Source organism: Polaromonas sp. P3_A5 (assembly GCF_056403055.1).
This window is the reverse complement of sequence record NZ_JBFUGF010000001.1, coordinates 3,181,793-3,199,756: the sequence shown is the minus strand read 5'-3', so window position 1 is coordinate 3,199,756 and position 17,964 is coordinate 3,181,793. Positions and strand designations below refer to the sequence as shown.

Sequence of the window (17,964 nt, the reverse complement as noted above, 5' to 3'; positions counted from 1 at the left end):
GCTTTCGAACCATGAGCATGTCATTCCGCGAGCGCTTGCATCGAGTCATCCCTGGCGGCGCTCATACCTATTCGCGTGGGGACGACCAGTATCCAGCGAACGCACCGGAGATATTGATCAGCGGCAAGGGGGCTTACGTCAAGGCCGCCGATGGACGGACATTTCTGGACTATGGGATGGGCTTGCGCGCGGTTACGCTCGGCTATGCCGACGATAGGGTGAATCGCGCGGCCATGGGAGGTATGTCGCTTGGTGTCAACCTGACCCGCGCTTCTGTGCTGGAACTGGAAGCGGCTGAGCGCCTGGTTGCGTTAATTGATGGCGCGGACATGGTGAAGTTCGCCAAAAACGGCTCGAATGTCACGACGGCTGCCGCAAAGGTGGCTCGGGCCTACACGGGCAGGCAGTACATCTGTGTACCGCGCCAGCATCCATTTTTTTCGTTTGACGACTGGTTTATCGGAGCGACCCAGCTCAAGCGCGGCATTCCGCCGATTCATCATCAGACCACGCTGCTCTTCGACTACAACAATATCGCAAGTCTGCAGGCGTTGTTTGATGCGCATCCGGGAAACATCGCCGGAGTGATGCTTGAACCAGCCACTACGGTCGGTCCTTGCCCGGAATGTGCTTCGGCCAATCGCATGGCGCCTCCTGACTGCCAACGTTGCCCGGGCCACGCAGGCAATTTTCTGCTACAGGTACAGGCGTTGTGCCGACGCGACGGCGCATTGTTCATTCTCGACGAAATGATCACTGGATTTCGCTGGCATCTCAAGGGCGCGCAGTATTTGTTCGGCGTTAGCCCGGACCTGACAACCTTCGGTAAAGGCATGGCCAACGGTTTTGCCATGGCCGCGCTGGTCGGCCGGCGTGAGGTCATGGAAGTTGGTGGCATCAACCGTCCCGGCCAGGAGCGCACTTTCCTGATCTCGACGACTCATGGCGGCGAAATGTCGAGTCTCGCCGCGTTTATGGAAACTGTCAGCATCTATGAGGAGTTGCCGGTTGTTGAGCATTTATGGAGTTTCGGTCGCGAGCTTATCGAAGGGCTTGAAGCGCTCGCGCGCGAGGCTGGTGTCGACCATTCATTCCAGATTCAAGGCAATGCAATTTCCATGAACTACCTGACGCTTGACGCACAAGGTCAGGCAGATCTCAGGCTGCGCACGCTTTTTTCACAGGAGATGATACGCGGCGGGGTGTTGATGCCATGGATCGCGCCGAGCTACGCACATAACCAGGCGGACCTTGACCGGACGATGCAGGCGGCACAGAAGGCCTTCGGAATCTACGCGCAGGCGCTCGAGAACGGCACACAGGGCCTGTTGATCGGTGATCCTATCAAGCCAGTGTTCCGGCAATATAACTAGGGCGGAGGGCGGCGTATGAGCGATCCATTCGGGCTTGATGGGAAAGTCGTCGTCGTTACGGGCGCGGCGGGCATTATCGGGCGTCAAATTAGCGCGGCCTTTATCGAAGCTGGCGCTCGGGTGTTCGCACTCGACCGTGATGCCGACCTTCTTGAGAAAAGCCTCGGTCCGGCGCATGAGGGTCTGCTGACCTGCGCAACAGACATTGCCCGACAGGATGACGTAAAACATGCGTTCGAGTTGTTGTTCGCAAAATGGGGCACCCCGGATGTACTGCTAAACAATGCAGCGACCAAAAGCGAAAACTTTTTCGAGCCTTTCGAAACCTTTCCGATTGACGAATGGAATGAGGTGATGTCGGTCAATCTGACCGGCGCAATGCTTTGTGCGCAGGTGTTCGGCGGTGCGATGGCGCATCGTGGCGGCGGCAGCATTGTAAACACCCTGTCAATCTATGGCATTGTCGCGCCTGACCAGCGCATTTATGAAGGCTCGGAATATCTTGGTCGGGCGATTAACACTCCCGCCATCTACGCCGCCAGCAAGGCCGGTCTATGGGGACTAACAAAATACCTGGCGGCGTACTGGGGCCATCGTGGTGTGCGCGTGAATGCCGTGACGCCAGGCGGTGTATTTAGCGGACAAAATAATACATTTGTGGAAAACTATTCGCGCCGCACTCCCCTGGGGCGCATGGGCGGAGCCGATGACATGGTCAATGCAATGCGCTACCTCAGCAGCGATGCCGCAAAATATGTGACGGGTCATAATTTGGTCGTTGATGGCGGGTGGACCGCATGGTAGGGAACGAAGCGGCGAAGCCGGTTTTTCTGATTGCCGAGGCGGGAGTCAACCATAACGGCGAGCTTACGATGGCGTTACGTCTGTGCGATGCGGCGAAAGCGTCAGGTGCGGATGCGGTCAAATTTCAGACTTTCCGGGCCGAAGACTTGGTCATTCGTGGTGCTCCGACAGCGGAGTACCAGGAGCGTCAAACAGGTGCTCAAGACCAGTTCGCGATGCTTGCGAAGCTGGAGTTGTCTGAGGCACAGCACGGGGAGATCAAAAAGTATTGCGATGCCATCGGCATCGAATTTTTCTCTACGCCGTTTTCTGTCGATGCCGTTGACATGTTGGTCCGTCTCGGTGTCGGGCGGCTTAAGCTGTCTTCGGGCGAACTTACACATCGCACACTGGTTGAACATGCGGCGGCGACCGGGTTGCCGCTCATCATTTCCACAGGCATGGGGACGATGGCAGAAATTCGCGAGGCGCTCGGCTGGATCGGTGCCGCACGCGGTGGCCTGCACGATGTCGTGGTATTGCATTGCACTTCTGCCTACCCGGCGCCTGATAGCAGTTTGAACCTTCTGGCGCTGGCAAGCATGGCGCAAGATCTCGGGCTTGCCACCGGCTACTCAGACCATAGTATGGGCGTCGAAGCATCCCTCGCTGCGGTGGCGATAGGCGCCAGCGTGATCGAAAAGCATATTACTTTGGACCGCACGCTTCCCGGGCCAGATCACAGCGCTTCTCTTGAGCCTGGTGAATTTTTGCGCATGGCGCAAGGTATAAGACGGGTTAGTGCGATGCTGGGTGACGGCCTTAAACAACCGCTTCCCGAGGAGATTGACACTGCTCGTGTCGCCCGACGCAGTGTCGTTGCTGCGGTTGACATAGCGCCCGGGGAAGTTGTGCTTGCAACCATGCTGGCCTGCCGGCGGCCGGCGACCGGTATCGCGCCACGGGATTTTCAGCGTGTCGTTGGCCGACGCTCGCTCGTCGCAATTCCTGCGGATTCGGTTATTCAATGGAATCAGCTCTCCGATTCGGAAGGCGATTGAGTGCCATGGGCGAATATCGGCGAAAAATCATCTACCTGAGCGGAACGCGGGCCGACTTTGGCTTGATGCGGAGTACGCTGATCGAAACCGCACGGCTTGCCGGTCTCAGTGTGGCAGTCACCGGCATGCATCTCGACGCCCGTTACGGCAACACCATTGAAGATATTCGCGATGCCGGTCTGCGCATTTGTGGGGAGATTCCTGTCGATGTTTCAACGCGCAGCCCGCAGAGCATGTCTGCCGGTATCGCCGAGTGCCTCAAGGGACTGACCGTCCTGCTTGATCGTGAACGTCCGGACCTGTTGGTCGTATTGGGTGATCGTGGCGAGATGTTGGCAGGAGCGATTGCCGCCTTGCATCTGGGAATTGTTTGTGTGCATGTTCATGGCGGCGAGCGATCTGGTACGGTTGATGAACCAGTCAGGCACGCAATCAGCAAACTGGCTACCTACCATCTTGTAGCCACCGAGCAGTCACGGGAGCGGTTGATTCGTATGGGCGAGCCGCAGCAGCGGATTTATGTGACGGGCGCCCCCGGCCTTGATGATTTGGCGCAGGACGCGGACATTTCTCCCGAAGCGTGTCGGGAGGGCCTTGGTCTGTCGGCAGGGGCCTTCGTGCTGGCTGTGTTTCACCCAGTGGTGCAGCAGGCGGGGGATGCTTGTGGGCAGACTACCGCGCTGTTGCAGGCGCTGGGTAAGACAGGTCTGCCGGTAGTCTGGTTGGAGCCTAATGCCGATGCCGGCTCCGGTGACATTTTGAAAGCGCTCGACGAAGTGGCACTTCCCGCCGGGTCTCGCCGGTTCCGTCATTTAAAGCGCAATCTATTTTGTGCGGCCATGAGACATTGTGCTGTGATGGTCGGAAACTCGTCTGCTGGGATTATCGAATCCGCCTCCTTCGGTACACCGGTGGTCAACGTCGGTGATCGCCAGAGACTTAGGGAAAGAAATGCCAATGTACAGGATGTCCCCGTAGAAGCCGGCGCGATCACTGTCGCGATTGCCGAAGCGTTGAGGCACGGAAAATGGCCGTGTGACAATAGGTATGGTGATGGGCTGTCGGGTCCGCGTATTGCGAGCCATCTTGTCGACCTTTCTCTGGACCGTTCAGTGCTTGAGAAGATCAATTCCTATTGAGTAAATATAGCCGCCACACCATGAATTCCCGTGCGATAGCCATAAAACCCGAGTCGCTGATTGTTTTCGGCGCGGGTGGTCATGGCCGGGTGGTGGCCGATGCTGCGCTGCGCGGGAAACGCTGGACGCACATTGTGGCCTCGGATCGCGACCCGCAGCGCTGTCATGGCGAACTTTTGCCTGGCGTAGATCTACTCGGTGTGCAGGGCTTGGCGGTGTTCCCATATCTGATCCACATCGCGATTGGCAACAACCTATCGCGCGAACGCGAGGCCGTGTTGTGGGGATATTCGCGCCTTGCTTCGCTGATTCATCCTGCGGCTCAGGTTTCTCCCTTCTGTACTATTGGCGAGGGATGCTTTGCGGCGGCATGCGCAGTGATAGCACCGAGCGCAAGAGTCGGGGTTTGTGTCATTGTCAATCATGGCGCCGTGGTCGATCACGATGCCCTTGTTGGATCCTTTTCCCACATTGCACCCAATGCGGTTCTTGGGGGTGAGGTGAAAGTCGGGCAACGTGTGTTGATCGGTTCTGGTGCAGTCGTACTGCCAGGTATCGTCATTGCGGATGATGTTACTGTCGGCGCTGGCGCTGTTGTGCGTGCCAACCTTGTGGACGCGGGTGTTTATGCAGGTGTCCCGGCAAGGAGAATCAAGTGAACCCAGCCATGCTGACGGCTTTAACCGTACCGCCAGGTCTTACGTTACGAGAAGCGTTGTTGCGTATGGACCAAACTGGGCGCGGAATCCTGCTCGTGCTGGACAACAAAGGTGCGCTTGCGCGTACGCTGACGGATGGCGATTTACGAAGGGCCATTCTTGGCAACGCTGGGGATTCAATGCCGGTGAGTACGTTGCCGGAAACCCCGCCGATTACAGTTGGCGAGGAAGCAAGCGCGGCAGCAGTACTGCAGTTAATGGATCAGTACCAGATAGATCACGTGCCAGTGCTGGACGCTGCGGGAAAGTTGCTGGATGTGATATTTCGTCGTGAGTTATCGCAGCGTGTCTGGCTTTCGTCGCCCCATCTCGGCGAGGAAGAAACCCTGTTTGTGGATGATGCCTTCAAGAGCAACTGGATAGCTCCGCTGGGTCCTCACGTAGACGGTTTTGAGGCAGAGCTGGCAAGCCATGTCGGTGTTGGACACGCCGCCGCTGTCAGTTCCGGAACTGCCGCCATTCATCTTGGGTTGATTTTGCTTGGCGTGAAACCCGATGACACTGTCTTCTGCTCTTCCCTGACATTCGTTGGAAGTTGCAATCCAATTGTTTATTGCGGGGCAAAACCGGTCTTTATCGACTCCGAACCTGAGAGTTGGAATATGTCGCCAGCTGCTCTTGAACGCGCTTTTGACTGGGCCAAGCGTGAGCGGAAAATGCCGTCTTGCGTCATTCTTGTCAATTTGTATGGCCAAAGCGCCGATATGGACGCATTGCTTCCGATTTGCGAGCGTTATGGTGTACCTGTACTTGAGGACGCGGCTGAGTCACTGGGCGCGCACTACAGGGGAAAGAGTAGTGGGGCTTTTGGAAAAGTTGCAGTTTATTCGTTCAACGGCAACAAGATCATCACGACATCGGGAGGGGGCATGCTGGTGGCTGACGATCCCGACCTGATCGCAAGGGCACGAAAGCTCTCGACACAGGCACGTGAGCCCGCTGCTCATTACGAGCACACCGAAATCGGATTTAACTATCGCATGAGCAATGTTCTGGCCGGAATTGGGCGAGGACAGCTTCGGGTGCTGGAACAACGTGTTTCGCAGCGTCGGCGCGTGTTTGAGCGTTATGTAGAGGCGATGGCGGATTTTCAGCAACTTCAGTGGATGCCAGAGCCGGAAGGCTGTCACTCGACCCGATGGCTGACATGTTTCACCTTGCAGGGATCAGATGCCGAAGCGAGGAGCCGCCAGGTGATGAAGGCGCTTGAGCGGCATTTGATTGAGGCCAGGCCGGTCTGGAAGCCCATGCACTTGCAGCCACTCTTTGAGGATGCTCCTTATTTTTCGCATGAACCTGATGTCGATATTTCTGCCGGTCTTTTCCGGACCGGTATCTGTTTGCCTTCGGGCTCCAATCTTGATGCGGCTCAGCAGGATCGTGTGATTGATCACTTGCGGCATGTCCTGCTCATGATGGAGGGCCGTCGTGCGCTTGCGTAAAGAGACTGTTCCGCTGTGGACTGCAGATCTCTTGCTGGTTTGCTTAGGGTGGTGGGCCGCATTTTGGTTGCGGTTTAATTTTGACATTCCTGAAGAGTTTGAAGCACTCGCCCTGCAGAGCATGCCATGGGCGTTGGCTGGGTCTTCGGCCGGACTGGTCATCGCACGCGTTGACCGGCAAATCTGGAAGTACATTGGCCTGCCCGAGCTACGGCAACTGGTTTGGGGGGTATTTCTCGGTGGACTGTTGGCTGCCGCCGCTGTGCTGATGATCCGGTATCCGGATTTTCCGCGATCTGTCCTCCTGCTGCATCCACTCGTTGCATTGATATTGCTTGGCGGAGCTCGCGCTGCCTGGCGGACATTTGTCGAGCACGGTAGCCCGTCGGACGAATCCCGGGCCTTGTTGATTGTCGGATCGCTTCATGATGCTGCCGATGCCCTGCGTGCGATCAAGGGATCCAGGCAGTGGCATTGTGTGGGTATTGCTTCATCCGTTGAGTCCGAACAAGGGCGTTATCTTCATCAGATACCGGTATTGGGATTTCCGGCTGCAATTGCCGACATGGCTGCGTCTACGGGGGCATCAACTGCGCTCATTGCCAGTCCGCCGGGCTCTCGGGAGCGTCGCGAGGTCCTCATGCAGTCCAGTCCGCCCGGACTGACGTTGCTAACCATGCCGAGGCCGGATGAATGGTTGCAGTCCGAGAGCGCAAGTCCGAGGAAAATTGAACTGGAAGATTTGCTGGGCAGGCAGGCGGTGGAACTGGACACGCAGGGACTGGCGGAGCTTTTTTCGGGGCAAACCGTGTTTGTATCGGGTGCTGGCGGGTCTATAGGGTCGGAACTTTGCCGGCAGATTGCGCGATTGGGTGTCGCCCGGCTGGTTTGTGTGGACGCCTCGGAGATTGCCATTTACAAGCTGGAGCAGGAGCTGCGGGAAGCGCATCCGCAGATGCAGGGGCTCTATTACACGGCCAATGTCAGGGAGCATGCCCGCTTGCAGGCCATCGCAATGCAGTACAAGCCCTCGGTGTTTTTTCATGCGGCAGCGTACAAACATGTCCCATTGATGGAGTTGAATAACGAAATCGAAGCGGTCCGAACCAATATTCTCGGAACCATTCACGCCGCTAAAGTGGCCGGTGCGTGCGGTGCCCAGAAGTTCGTCTTGATCTCCACTGACAAGGCAGTGAATCCCACCAATATCATGGGAGCCACCAAACGCATGACGGAACTCGTGGTGCAGAGCATTGCGCGCGAGTACACCGACACCCAGTTTGTGTCGGTTCGGTTCGGAAATGTTCTGGGCTCAAGCGGCTCTGTGGTCCCCTTGTTCACTGAGCAAATTGCGCGTGGTGGCCCGATCACTGTGACGCACCCCGACATCGTGCGCTATTTCATGACGATTCCGGAGGCCGCCAAATTAGTACTGCAGGCCGGGCTTATGGGGCGCAGTGGCCAGATTTACGTGCTCGATATGGGTGAGCCTGTAAAAATTGTGGATCTGGCCCGGATGATGATTCGTCTTTCGGGTAAATCCGAACACGACATTCCGATCACTTTCACCGGTTTGCGTCCCGGCGAAAAACTATTTGAAGAATTGATGGCTGATGACGAAACCACGGAGCCCACTCCCCATCCCAAGCTCCGTGTGGCCAAATCGTCGGGCGATCAGGCCGTTGCCATCGACGATGTAACAGCCTGGATATCCGCTGTTGGTGCCGCACCGTCCGGCGAAACCGTGAAGGCTTGGTTAACCAGTCATGTTCCGGAGTACAAATCCCGGATCTGATTTGGCCGGTTCCTTGTTTACAGCGAAATTCCTGTACGTTCCAGAATGTCGCCGACCAGTTCCAGCCGCATCAATGGGTTGTCCAGTTGCATCAGGCGCTGCTTCAATTCCAGCGGCATCGGTAACAGTTCGCACCAGCGGTTGGCGACCCATCCGCAGTCGTTCAGCCTGTAGGGTGCCAATAGCGGCATTTGTGCCTGCGGCACCTCGCGTTCCTGCAGGCTTTTGATCAGCTTGCCTAGCGCATTGGCCGTGGCCTGCAGGTCAACCGGAATTTCCACCGGTTGGTCGTCTTCCAGTCGGGTGACGTCGGCAATCCACAGGCCATGCCTGAGTTTTTCACGGCGGGTGATTTCAAAGCGCTGTGCACCGGTGCAGCGTACGACCATCAGGCCCGGCTGGGGGATGGAAAACTCAGTGATGGTGGCCAGGGTGCCCACGGTGCTGAAGGCCTCGTTTGCAAAGCCGTCGCTCGTGGGTGTGCCGGCATCGGCGGGCCGGCGCACCTCGGAGCCTTCGGTGAGCGAGACAACGCCGAAAGGCGCGCCGGCCTTGTGGCATTTTCCGATCATGTCGAGGTAGCGGACCTCAAAAATGCGCAGCGGCAGCACGCCGCCCGGGTATAGCACCGCGCCCAGCGGGAAGAGGGGGAGGGAGCTCAGCGTCAAGGCTTCTGGCATGGTCTCATCGTGCTTTGGAGTGCCGTGAACCACATCATCCCATGTGACCCGTGCGGTGAGCTTCTCGTACGTCTAATACGCTTTGCTTCAGGGGCTTTTCGAGGGGAGCTTGCCGGGTTCTCAACTGACGGCATCAGCCGGTTGGCGCAGCAGCATGGCCAGGGAATTGGCCACGGTCTTGCGCAGTTCCCTGCGGTCGCAGATCAGGTCAACTGCGCCTTTGGTCTGCAAAAACTCGGCGCGCTGAAAGCCTTCAGGCAGCGTGACGCGTACGGTGGACTCAATGACACGCGGGCCGGCAAAACCGATCAGGGCCTTGGGCTCGGCGATCACGATGTCACCCACGAAAGCAAAGCCGGCGCTCACACCGCCCATGGTCGGGTCGGTCAGCACGCTGATGTAGGGCAGTCCTTTTTTGGCCAGGCGGGTCAGCGATGCATTGGTTTTGGCCATTTGCATCAGGCTTAGCAGGCCTTCCTGCATGCGTGCGCCGCCGGTGGCGGTAAAGCAGATGAAGGGCACTTTTTGCTCGATGGCCGCATGCACGCCGCGCACAAAGCGCTCGCCCACCACGCTGCCCATGCTGCCGCCCATGAAGTCGAATTCAAAGCAGGCCACCACCACGCCGATGCTGTGTACGGCTCCGCCCATCACGACCAGGGCGTCGGTTTCCTGGGTGTTTTCCAGGGCTTCCTTCAGGCGTTCGGGGTACTTGCGGCTGTCCTTGAATTTGAGGGCGTCGACGGGCAGCACTTCCTGGCCAAGCTCATAACGGCCTTCGGGGTCCAGAAAGGCGTCCAGGCGGGCGCGTGCGCCTATGCGGTGGTGGTGGCTGCACTGCGGGCAGACATTCTGGTTTTTTTCCAGGTCGGTCTTGTAGAGCACAGCTTCGCAGCTCGGGCACTTGATCCACAGGCCTTCGGGCACGCTGCGGCGCTCGGTCGGGTCGGTGGGGCTGATTTTGGGAGGGAGGAGTTTTTCTAACCAAGACATCGAGTTAGTCCTTAGAGTGTCGGGCGGCATCCGGAGGCATTTGCCGGGCGAAAAGCGCAATTATGCGCCGGTTTTTCCGATGTTTTGCCCGGCAAAAGCAGCATGAAAAGTCAGCCTAAAGCAGTACGGATTTCTTTCAAAAAGTCATGCGCCACCGCTGCCACCTTGTCGCGCGGCTGGTTTTCAATCAGCTGGATGATCTTGCTGCCGATCACCACTGCGTCGGCCACCTTGCCGATGGCCTTGGCAGTGGCGGCGTCGCGAATACCGAAGCCCACGCCGACGGGCACGTTCACATGCTTGCGGATGCGCGGCAGCATGGCCTCCACCGCGTCCACGTCCAGGGTGCCGGCGCCCGTCACGCCCTTGAGCGAGACGTAGTAGACATAGCCGCTGGCGACTTGCGCCACCTGGGCCATGCGTGCGTCGGTGCTGGTGGGGGCCAGCAGAAAGATCAGGTCCATGCCGTGGGCGCGCAGCCGGGCGGCAAACTCCACGCACTCTTCAGGCGGGTAGTCGACGATGAGCACGCCATCCACGCCAGCTTGTGCGGCGTCGCGGATGAACGCACTTTCGGTTTTGCTGCCGCCGTGCTTGATGTCGTAGCGCTCGACAGGGTTGGCGTAGCCCATCAAAACGACGGGGGTGGCGCTGTCTTTGGTGCGGAATTGGCGCACCATCTCCAGCACCTGTGCCAGGCCGATGCCCAGGGACAAGGCCTTTTCACCGGCTTTCTGAATCACGGGGCCATCGGCGCTGGGGTCGGAAAAGGGCACGCCCAGCTCGATCACGTCGGCGCCGCCGGCCACCATGCTGTGCATCAGCTCGGGGGTGACGTCGGCAAACGGAAAACCCGCCGTGACGTACGGAATCAAGGCCTTGCGGCCCTGGTTTTTCAGCGTGGAGAAGGTGGCTGCAATGCGGCTCATGACTGCACCCCGCTTCCCTTGGCGTCGCTGGCGTCGAACGACGCTGCCGAGGCCGCGCCGCCCTTGACGGAGAGGCCGCGCATCGAAGGCCGGTCGTAAAACTCCGCGCCGGAAAGGTCGGCTACGGTGCCGATGTCCTTGTCGCCGCGGCCAGACAGGTTGACGAGCAGGCTTTGGTCAGAGCGCATGGTGCGCGCCATCTTCATGGCGCAGGCCACGGCATGGCTGGATTCAAGCGCCGGGATGATGCCTTCAGTGCGGCACAGATAGTGAAAGGCTTGCAGCGCTTCGGTGTCGGTGATGCCGACGTATTCAGCACGGCCGATGTCCTTGAGGAAGGCGTGCTCGGGGCCGACGCCGGGGTAGTCGAGGCCCGCGCTGATGCTGTGCGTTTCGGTGACCTGGCCGTCGTCGTTTTGCAGCACATAGGTGCGGTTGCCGTGCAGCACGCCGGGCAGGCCGCGCTGCAGCGACGCCGAGTGCTTGCCGCTGTCCAGGCCTTCACCTGCGGCCTCGACGCCGATCAAGCGGGTTTCGGCATGTTGGATATAGGGGTGGAAGATGCCCATGGCGTTGCTGCCGCCGCCCACACAGGCAATCACCGCGTCGGGTTGCTTCGTGCCAATGAACTCCGGCATCTGCTGCAGGCATTCGGTGCCGATCACGCTCTGGAAGTCGCGGACCATCATGGGGTAGGGGTGGGGCCCCGCCACCGTGCCGATGATGTAGAAGGTGTTGTCGACGTTGGCGACCCAGTCGCGCATGGCTTCGTTGAGCGCGTCTTTCAGCGTCTTGCTGCCGCTTTCGACCGGCACCACGGTGGCGCCCAGGAGGTTCATGCGGTAGACATTGGGGCTTTGGCGCTTGACATCTTCGCTGCCCATGTAGACCACGCATTCCAGGCCGTAGCGGGCGCAGATGGTGGCCGTGGCCACACCGTGCTGGCCGGCGCCGGTTTCGGCGATGACGCGCGGCTTGCCCATGCGGCGCGCCAGCATGGCCTGGCCTATGGTGTTGTTGATCTTGTGCGCGCCGGTGTGGTTGAGGTCTTCGCGCTTGAGGTAAATCTGCGCGCCGCCCTGCTCACGGCTCATGCGTGCGGCATGGTAGATCGGGGAAGGGCGACCTACAAAATGCGCCAGCTCGGAGTGGAATTCGGCGAGGAACTCCGGGTCGTGCTGGTATTTGGCGTAAGCGTCTTTCAGCTCATTGATGGCGTGGGTCAGTGTTTCAGAAACAAAACTGCCGCCGTAAATTCCGAAATGGCCTGAAACGTCAGGCTGGTGGTACTCGTACATGGTTAAGACTCTTTGCAAGTAGCTCGTCGGCGGCACGAACGGCCGCGACAAACTGGTTGATCTTGTCGGCGCTTTTGATTCCCTTGGAAATCTCGACGCCCGAACTGACATCAACGGCCAGCGTTGTGCAACGCGGCCTGACTTGCAAAATGCCATCGATCACGTTTGCAGGCGTCAATCCACCAGACAAAACGAGGTGAGCGCTGACGTTTGGAGGAAGAAGTGACCAATTGAATGTTTTCCCGCCGCCACCATAACCTTCGACATGAGCGTCGAGCAGGATGGCTTGTGCGGCCTTGAAGTCTTGTGCGTATTTTACGAGATCAAAGCCGCCGGAGGTTCCAGGCGTGCTTTCAGTGGTTTTTTCACCAAGTGGAATGCGTGCGGCACGCATGAACGGGCGCCCGGCTTCCAGGCAGGTTTCCGGTGTTTCGTCACCGTGAAATTGCAGTAAAGCCGTTGGTAGGCCTGCGCAAGCAGCTATGATTTTTATAGCGGGAGCATTGACGAAAAGCAGCACCGGCGTCACGAAAGGAGGCAGGCGGCGAGCCAGTTCGGCGGCGCGTTCGGCTGTCACATAGCGCGGGCTGGCCTCGTACATTACAAACCCGATTGCATCGGCTCCGGCAGCCACGGCCGCGTCCACGTCTTCCTCGCGGGTGAGGCCGCAGATCTTGATTCGGGTGCGGGTGGCGGGCGTCATGGAAGCCAATCATAGGCCGCTGTGCGACTTGGGAGGCCATAGTGGTCTTCATAAACCGGTCCCAAGAAGTACAACCCATCGGGTGAAAAAGTGGGCGCGGCGGCGTCGCGGCTGCGCGCATCCCTTACCTCGGCCAGCCAGCCTGGCGGGTAGTTGCCTTGGCCGACAGCCACCAGGCAGCCCATGATGTTGCGAATCATGTGGTGCAAAAAGGCGTTGGCCTCGAACTCGAAGCGCCAGTATTTGGAGCCCGTACCGGCACGCTCGGAGATGTCGATCCGGCTGATCGTTTTGACGGGGGACTTGGCCTGGCACTGCGCGGCCCGGAAAGAGCTGAAATCGTGCTCGCCAATGAGGTGCGTGACGGCCTGTCGCATCGCAGCGCCGTCCAGAGGCCGGTAAACCCAGCCGACACGCCCAGCCTCCACGCTGGGCCGTACCGGCGATTCCAGCACCACGTAGGCGTACCTGCGTGCGATGGCGCTGCCGCGGCAATGGAATTCATCGGGGACCTCACGCGCCCATTGCACCGCGATGTCACCGGGCAAAAAGGTGTTGGTGCCGCGCACCCATGAGGCGATATCGCGCTGCAGGGGCGTGTCAAAGTGCACGACCTGCATCAGCGCATGCACGCCAGCGTCGGTGCGCCCGCAGCAGAGGGTACGAATCGGCTGGGCGGCAAACTTGGCCAAGGCCAGCTCCAGCTTGTCCTGCACGGTATTGCCCGAGAGCTGGCTTTGCCAGCCCTCGTAGGCACTTCCGCTGTAGCTGACGCCGAGGGCAATCCTCACGGTTGAACCCCGGCCGGTGCGCAGTGAACGCGGTGCGTTCAGGCTGCGCTCACGCCAAGGCGTTCAGGAACGCCTGCGCCTTGACTTTCAACGGGCCGCTGGCTTCTGCTAGCACTTCTTCGGCCAGCGAGCGGGCACCGTCGGTGTCACCCAGTGAGCGGAACTCTTCGGCCAGCATGAACTTGGTTTCAAGCGGGTCATCCGACGAAGAAGATACTTCAAACTCAGGAGCGGGACTCTCCGTTGTTGGGCCATTCAGGTCAAGTGAAAGCGCGCCCAGGTCGAATTCCAGCATGCCGCTGTCGGCTACTGCCGGGGCCGGAGCCGGAGCGGCCTTGACCGGCGGAACCGGTTTGGCTGGCGGGACGAACGGCTCGGGTTCAAAATTCAGGCCTTCGGACAGAAAGGAAATCTCGGGTGCCGCTTCGGCGGGTTTGGCCGCAGCAGGTGCCGGTGGCTTGGCCGCAGGCATGGCAACCGTTGCGCTGCTGAAATCCATGTTCAGGGCGGCGGGTTCCGGTTTCTTGGTAACGGGCGGGGCAACTGGTTTTGGTGCAACGGGTGCCGATATTGCCGCAGGGGTTGTGGCTGTATCAGGCTCATCACCGAGTGAGAAATCCAGGTCAAGATCAACGTCCACGGCCGGGGTTGGCGCAGGGACATTGACCGGTTGAGCCACCATGGCCACGGTACCGCCCGGGCTGAACGCCGATGTCCCGGCGGCAGAGGCTGTGCCGGCGGGCTGTCCGCCAGGCTGGTACATCGGGTTCGAAGGGTCGAGCTCTCGGCCCATCTCGGTGATGTACGCCCATTCCGGGCCATTGCCGTGGGTCAGGTTGAAGGCTTCGATGGCGACGGTCTCAAATGCCTTGCTGTCGCGGCGTTTGGCATAGATTTCCATCAGCTTGGCGTGAATTGCCACGCGCATGGGGCTGGTGCGCATCGCCTCCTTGAGGATTTCCTCAGCTTGCAGGTCGCGTCCATATGCCAGGTACACGTCGGCTTCGGCTACGGGGTCTACGTCGCCAGCGGCGTCCAATTGACTGGGCGAATACACCAGGGACGAGCCCGTGGCGTTGCCTTCATTCGTGTCAATTCTTTGGCCGCCGCTGGCGCCGAAAAAAGAATCGGGCTGCAACCTGCTTTCAAGGAAAGAGCTGTCAACCTGGGCCCCGCCTGCGCGCTGGCGGTACCGGTAAAAGCCGAATCCGGCGAGCAACGCGACCAGAAGGCCTACGCCCGGCAATACCAGGGGGTTCTCCATCAGTTCGTCGAGCAGGCTGGGTTCAGGCGGCGGCGGCGGTGGCGCAACGACCGGCTTTTTGGGCACTACTGGAGCGGCTGCGACCGGAGCAGCGGGCTCACTGGCCGCGGGGGCTGGTTGTGAAGCCGCTACAAGCGGCTCGGCGCTTGCGGCCGTCGCTGAGGCCGCAGAGGCGGGTGCCATGGCAACCGCAGGCGTCGTGCCGGCAACTGCTGCTGCGCTGGCCGCCTGTGTGGTTGTAGCGGCTGCTTTGGCGGAGGTTGCCGATGATGCGGCGATGGAAGGCGCCGAAGCTGCCGGAGCCGCCGCGGGCACCGTGACGCTGGACGGGGCTGGAACAGCCACACCTGGCGTTTTGGCCGCGCTGGCTGCGGGTGCCGCTGCCGGACCGCTTCCGAGTTTGTTGAGCTCGTTAATATTTTTGGACAGCTCCGCAACCCGTGTCGAGGCTTCTTTGGCTTGCCGTTCCTTGGCAATCTTTTCTTCGGCGGCTGTCGCTGCCTTGCCCTTGACGGCTCCCTTGGACAGGGTGAGCTTGTCGGGGGTGGTGCTGGCAGGCGCCCGGTCTTCCACCTTGGCCTCCACCTTGCCGCCGGCCTGGCGGTCGGCACCGGCTACCTGTGCCGCCGGCACGCCTTCTGCGAGTTTTCGGCGGAAAGTGTTGAAGTCCTTGCTTTGCGCGACGATGGTCTGGGTAGCTTCGCCGGGGGAGACAGCACCGGCCGATTCCGCGGTCGGAATGTCCAGCACGGCGCCGGACTTGATGCGGTTGACGTTGCCGCCGATGAAGGCATCCGGGTTGCTTCGGAGCAAGGCGACCAGCATCTGGTCCAGTGAAATGCTGGACGGCTTGTTCTGGGCAGCGATTTTGCCTGCGGTGTCACCGGATTTGACGGTGACCTGCGTGTCGCCAGCAGGGGCTTTTTCCGCCTTTGCCGCAGGTGCCTTGGCTACGGGGGCGGGCCTGGTGGCACTGGAGCCGGGGCCTGACGGGGAATAGGGGATGGACGCGATGCCTTTGGAGGGCGGCGCGGCATTGGGCGAACCGGGGCGTGACAGCACAGGTGCAGTTGGCGCAACTGCTGTGCCGCTACTGCCGGACCGCAGGGCCGGCGGGTCAAACAGCATGGTGTAGTCGCGTGTAATTCGCCCGTTCGACCAATTGGCCTCCAGGATGAGGTCCACGAAAGGCTCGGTAACGGGGCGGTTGCTGCTCAATCGAAGGAAAGCCCGTCCGTCCGTCCGACGTTGCAGGCTGACTTCGACGCCGGTGACCACCGTGCCGTATTCCATGCCTGCTGCCCTGAAGGCTTCTGCCGGTGCAACACCGGCCCGAAGGCTGGCTGCTTCATCGGGCTTGAGGTCCGTGATCTCGATTTCGGCGCGAAGGGGTTCACCCAGTGCCGATTGAACGGTGATCCGGCCCAGCGCGAGCGCATGGGCTTCAAGACTTGCCAGGCTGCCCAGCAATGCAATGGCACTCGCCAGGGCGCCAATACGCCAACGACCGCGTTTATTCATGGGGTTGGGAGCCTCCAGTGCTCGGTCTGCATGTAACTTTATTCTGCTTAAGCGCACAAAAACCTCGATGCGAATTTTCGAAAAACAACCTTAACATCAAGGCATTAGGCTGACAAGCTAAGACACCACTTAAGTTTTGACACATCGAGTTAGCATCAACTTACATGTTCAGGATGTTGTCAGACGACAACGCACGGAAACAAGTGGTTACGGATGAGCGGCCGCATGTTGGCAACCGCTTACCCCGAATTATTCACCCCTGAAGCAGTATACGGAGCATGCGGCGCAGCGGTTCGGCCGCACCCCAGAGCAACTGATCGCCCACGGTGAAGGCACCGAGGTAGTCGGGGCCCATGGCCAGTTTGCGCAGGCGACCCACCGGAATCTGCATGGTGCCCGTCACGGCGACTGGTGTGAGGTCCTTGATCGAGGCCTCACGCGTGTTGGGCACAACTTTGACCCATTCGTTGTCGGCAGCGATCATGGCCTCGATATCGGCCAGCGGAACGTCCTTCTTCAGCTTGAAGGTCAGGGCCTGACTGTGGCAGCGCATCGCGCCTATGCGCACGCAGAAGCCGTCGACCGGCGTTTCAGCCGTGCCGAAGCCAGCGCCCTGGCCCAGGATCTTGTTGGTTTCCGCGCCGCCCTTCCATTCTTCCTTGCTCATGCCGTTACCCAGGTCCTTGTCGATCCAGGGGATCAGCGAGCCACCCAGCGGCACGCCGAAATTGGCCGTCTCATCGCTATTCAGTGATTGCTGTTTGGCCAGCACGCGGCGGTCGATTTCCAGGATGGCTGATTTGGGATCGTCCAGCAAGGCGCGGACTTCGCTATTGAGCGTGCCATATTGCGTCAGCAGCTCGCGCATGTGCTGGGCGCCGCCGCCGGACGCCGCCTGGTAGGTCATGCTGGTCATCCATTCGACGAGGCCGGCCTTGTACAGCGCACCCACGCCCATCAGCATGCAGCTCACCGTGCAGTTGCCGCCAATCCAGTTCTTGCCGCCCTTGGCCATGGCGTTCTGGATGACCGGGAGGTTAACCGGATCCAGGATGATGATGGCATCGTCGTTCATGCGCAGCGTGGAGGCCGCGTCAATCCAGTGGCCTGTCCAGCCGGCGGCGCGCAGCTTGGGGAAGACTTCAGTGGTGTAGTCGCCGCCCTGTGCCGTGATGATGATGTCGCACTTCTTCAACGCTTCAATGTCAAAGGCGTTCTTCAGGGTAGTTTCGTTTTTGGCCTGGGCCGGGGCTTTGCCGCCGGCGTTCGAGGTCGAGAAGAAAACCGGCTCGATCAGGTCGAAGTCGCCTTCAGCCTGCATGCGGTCGATCAGGACGGAGCCGACCATGCCGCGCCAGCCGACGAGTCCCGTGAGATTGCCTTTGAGTTTCATTGCGTTGCCCTTCAAAAAGTCAAAAATAAGGCTTTTTGGCCCGGCTCATCGAGCCGGCAGGGCACGACGAACCAGGCTTG

Annotated in this window: 15 protein-coding genes; 7 read left to right on the top strand and 8 right to left on the bottom strand. The window is 59.8% G+C overall.

Annotated elements, in window-relative coordinates:
* Positions 1 to 11 precede the first annotated feature (11 nt).
* From AC1DU8_RS15370 to AC1DU8_RS15340, 7 genes are read left to right on the top strand one after another with little or no spacing between them, the layout of a single operon-like run.
* Positions 12 to 1,373, top strand: coding sequence for a glutamate-1-semialdehyde 2,1-aminomutase (locus tag AC1DU8_RS15370; protein ID WP_477707093.1), 1,362 nt, complete (start codon positions 12 to 14; stop codon positions 1,371 to 1,373).
* 15 nt (positions 1,374 to 1,388) lie between these two features.
* Complete coding sequence (locus tag AC1DU8_RS15365) at positions 1,389 to 2,177, top strand: SDR family oxidoreductase (protein WP_457279357.1); 789 nt, start codon at positions 1,389 to 1,391, stop codon at positions 2,175 to 2,177.
* On the top strand, positions 2,171 to 3,217 hold the full coding sequence (gene neuB / locus AC1DU8_RS15360; protein ID WP_457279356.1) for an N-acetylneuraminate synthase: 1,047 nt from the start codon (positions 2,171 to 2,173) through the stop codon (positions 3,215 to 3,217). Before AC1DU8_RS15365 ends, neuB begins: the two co-directional genes overlap by 7 nt.
* A 5-nt stretch (positions 3,218 to 3,222) precedes the next feature.
* Positions 3,223 to 4,356: a UDP-N-acetylglucosamine 2-epimerase gene (gene neuC / locus AC1DU8_RS15355; protein WP_457279355.1), complete on the top strand. Its 1,134-nt coding sequence runs from the start codon at positions 3,223 to 3,225 to the stop codon at positions 4,354 to 4,356.
* A 20-nt stretch (positions 4,357 to 4,376) separates the two neighbouring features.
* Complete coding sequence (locus AC1DU8_RS15350) at positions 4,377 to 5,015, top strand: acetyltransferase (protein WP_457279354.1); 639 nt, start codon at positions 4,377 to 4,379, stop codon at positions 5,013 to 5,015.
* Complete coding sequence (locus AC1DU8_RS15345; protein WP_477688767.1) at positions 5,012 to 6,517, top strand: DegT/DnrJ/EryC1/StrS family aminotransferase; 1,506 nt, start codon at positions 5,012 to 5,014, stop codon at positions 6,515 to 6,517. Before AC1DU8_RS15350 ends, AC1DU8_RS15345 begins: the two co-directional genes overlap by 4 nt.
* Positions 6,504 to 8,312, top strand: coding sequence for a polysaccharide biosynthesis protein (locus AC1DU8_RS15340; protein ID WP_457279352.1), 1,809 nt, complete (start codon positions 6,504 to 6,506; stop codon positions 8,310 to 8,312). The genes AC1DU8_RS15345 and AC1DU8_RS15340 overlap by 14 nt, the downstream gene beginning before the upstream one ends.
* Before the next feature lie 17 nt (positions 8,313 to 8,329).
* Here AC1DU8_RS15340 and AC1DU8_RS15335 read toward each other — a convergent pair whose 3' ends face one another.
* From AC1DU8_RS15335 to asd, 8 genes are all read right to left on the bottom strand, one after another.
* Entirely contained in the window at positions 8,330 to 8,992 is a 663-nt protein-coding gene (locus AC1DU8_RS15335) for an LON peptidase substrate-binding domain-containing protein (RefSeq protein ID WP_457279351.1), read from the bottom strand.
* Positions 8,993 to 9,112: 120 nt separating this feature from the next.
* Positions 9,113 to 9,985: an acetyl-CoA carboxylase, carboxyltransferase subunit beta gene (gene accD / locus AC1DU8_RS15330; protein WP_457279350.1), complete on the bottom strand. Its 873-nt coding sequence runs from the start codon at positions 9,983 to 9,985 to the stop codon at positions 9,113 to 9,115.
* Between the two features lie 110 nt (positions 9,986 to 10,095).
* A complete protein-coding gene (trpA, locus tag AC1DU8_RS15325) occupies positions 10,096 to 10,914 on the bottom strand; it encodes a tryptophan synthase subunit alpha (RefSeq protein WP_477702457.1) in 819 nt (272 codons plus the stop codon).
* Positions 10,911 to 12,212, bottom strand: coding sequence for a tryptophan synthase subunit beta (trpB, locus tag AC1DU8_RS15320; RefSeq protein WP_477702456.1), 1,302 nt, complete (start codon positions 12,210 to 12,212; stop codon positions 10,911 to 10,913). The genes trpA and trpB overlap by 4 nt, the downstream gene beginning before the upstream one ends.
* A complete protein-coding gene (locus AC1DU8_RS15315) occupies positions 12,190 to 12,915 on the bottom strand; it encodes a phosphoribosylanthranilate isomerase (protein WP_457279347.1) in 726 nt (241 codons plus the stop codon). The genes trpB and AC1DU8_RS15315 overlap by 23 nt, the downstream gene beginning before the upstream one ends.
* Positions 12,912 to 13,706, bottom strand: coding sequence for a tRNA pseudouridine(38-40) synthase TruA (gene truA, locus AC1DU8_RS15310; protein WP_457279346.1), 795 nt, complete (start codon positions 13,704 to 13,706; stop codon positions 12,912 to 12,914). Before truA ends, AC1DU8_RS15315 begins: the two co-directional genes overlap by 4 nt.
* Positions 13,707 to 13,755: 49 nt before the next feature.
* Positions 13,756 to 16,491, bottom strand: a complete 2,736-nt coding sequence (locus AC1DU8_RS15305; RefSeq protein ID WP_477688768.1) for a FimV/HubP family polar landmark protein — start codon at positions 16,489 to 16,491, stop codon at positions 13,756 to 13,758.
* Positions 16,492 to 16,744: 253 nt separating this feature from the next.
* Positions 16,745 to 17,884, bottom strand: coding sequence for an aspartate-semialdehyde dehydrogenase (gene asd, locus AC1DU8_RS15300; protein WP_457279344.1), 1,140 nt, complete (start codon positions 17,882 to 17,884; stop codon positions 16,745 to 16,747).
* Positions 17,885 to 17,964 lie beyond the last annotated feature (80 nt).